We start from the raw sequence: 1,830 nt of genomic DNA on the forward strand, positions 1-1,830 counted from the left end.
GCAAGAGTAACCTCAGGATGAAAACGAACACCACCCTTAAAAGGACCAAGAGCGTCACAATGCTGAACACGATAACCATCAAACACCTCGTACCTGCCGTTATCCATCTTCACAGGTATAGAAACTTGGAATATTCTCTTCGGCTTGGATATTATTTTATAGAAGTCCTCTGGAAAGCCGCCGAGCTCAACCCCTCTCTTCAGGTTTTGAAGCACGTAGCTAAGGAACTTGCCGTTTTCCGCCATACATAGGCGGATTAGATGCGTTAATAAATATTCTAAGGAATTAAGTATATATCATATTTACACTGTGCATTGTTATAAATATAAGGTCGTCACGGCGACGAGGTGGAAAATTTCTGAAGATTCCAGGACGTGTAGGGAAGTTGTTCAGTAATATCTTCTTGCTACTGTATAATTGATGCGATATATTTCCCTACTTCTATTGTTGAACTTCTGCCACCAATATCTGGAGTTTTTATACCAGCCTCTAAACTTTTCTCAACAGCTCTTCTTATGGCCTCGGCGGCGTCTCTCCTCCCAAGCCATTCAAACATTAAGGCGGCCGAGAGTATTGTGGCGATGGGGTTGGCCACCCCCCTGCCAGCGATGTCGAAGGCCGCTCCGTGCACAGGCTCAAACATGGCCTTGTGCTCCCCGATGTTGCCGCTCGGCGCTAGGCCTATACCCCCGGCTACCTGCGCCGCGAGGTCGGTTAATATGTCGCCGTACTGGTTGGTCGTCAAAACCACGTCGAACCTCATGGGGTTTCTCACAAGCTCCATAGCCGCCGCGTCGACGTACATCTGATCGATTTCAAGCCCCTTTAGCTCCTCCAGCGCCACGTCTCTAAAAAAGCCGTCCGTGATCCTCAACACGTTGGCCTTGTGGACGACAGTCACCTTCCGCCGCCGCGCCTCTGCGTAGCGCCTCGCCACCCTCGCCACGCGCCTCGTCCCCTGTTCGGTAATGACCTTAAGCGCAATGGCGACGCTCCCCACTTTATACTCGGCGCCTACATACACGTCCTCTACGTTCTCCCTGACGAACACGCAGTCTATATCCTTGACCGCGGGCACGCCGGGAAGGTTCTTCACCGGCCTGATATTTGCATACAAGGTGTACCGCATCCTAATCAGCGAAGTCACGTCGTAGGCAGATTCGCCGATTGGGCCTTTGAAAATGACGTCGGCGGCGTCGGCGAGTTTCAAAACATCCTGCGGCATGGCGGCGCCGTATTTCCTCAAAGCAACGTCGCCAGCCTCTCCCATCTTTATCTCAAACTCAACGCCGTATTTAGACGCCGCCGCCTTTATTACATGCATAGCCGCCTCCACCACCTCCGGCCCGATGCCGTCGCCGGGGATTACCAGCAGTCTATACGGCATGAGTTGCTGAAACTCCCCGGTTATATCTATTTATCTCGAAACCCAGCCTCATCACGAACTTATTCCTAAGACGTACATAGTGCAGATTCCGACACGTCGTCTTCACTTACCGCCCAGCGCCTCGACGCCTCCACAGCTGGTGCTACACATCTCTAGGGGGATTTCAAAATTCGGCGTGGTGTATAGAGGCGCTGTTTTAAAACCATATAGTTCAACACGTTTCCCAACTTCTACACGCCTGTCTTAAAGAGCACGCCGCCATCTACAACGCGGAGGAGGTTTTGGCTGTCGGCCCGGCGGAGGACGCGCGGTTTGGGGAGCTACGCGGCGGTCTCCGCGCCCGCCGCCCACTGCTGGGTTTTGTGCTATCGAGGCGCCGGGCGGAGTCTGCAGACGCCTCGGCTTGTCAGCCAGGGCGGCGATTATCCTCTCTCCCCTCTCCT

General features: G+C 53.3%; 2 protein-coding genes and 1 pseudogene. All 3 read right to left on the bottom strand.

Annotation, left to right across the window (positions count from 1 at the left end; all coding sequences use genetic code 11):
- A partial coding sequence (locus ACP5J3_RS14060) for a Glu/Leu/Phe/Val dehydrogenase dimerization domain-containing protein (RefSeq protein ID WP_428496253.1) occupies window positions 1-245 on the bottom strand: 245 nt, incomplete at its 3' end.
- Between the two features lie 161 nt (window positions 246-406).
- Window positions 407-1,387 (bottom strand): isocitrate/isopropylmalate dehydrogenase family protein, encoded by a 981-nt coding sequence (locus ACP5J3_RS14065; protein ID WP_428496254.1) that lies wholly within the window; start codon window positions 1,385-1,387, stop codon window positions 407-409.
- Window positions 1,388-1,630: 243 nt separating this feature from the next.
- Window positions 1,631-1,830, bottom strand: a pseudogene (locus tag ACP5J3_RS14070) (hypothetical protein); the annotation flags it as partial.

Origin of the sequence: Pyrobaculum sp., assembly GCF_049971835.1 — an archaeon.
GTDB lineage: Archaea > Thermoproteota > Thermoprotei > Thermoproteales > Thermoproteaceae > Pyrobaculum.

Excerpts from the sequence above, each read along its gene's own strand:
- ACP5J3_RS14065 (WP_428496254.1), bottom strand. The coding sequence starts at position 1,387 with ATGCCGTATAGACTGCTGGTAATCCCCGGCGACGGCATCGGGCCGGAG.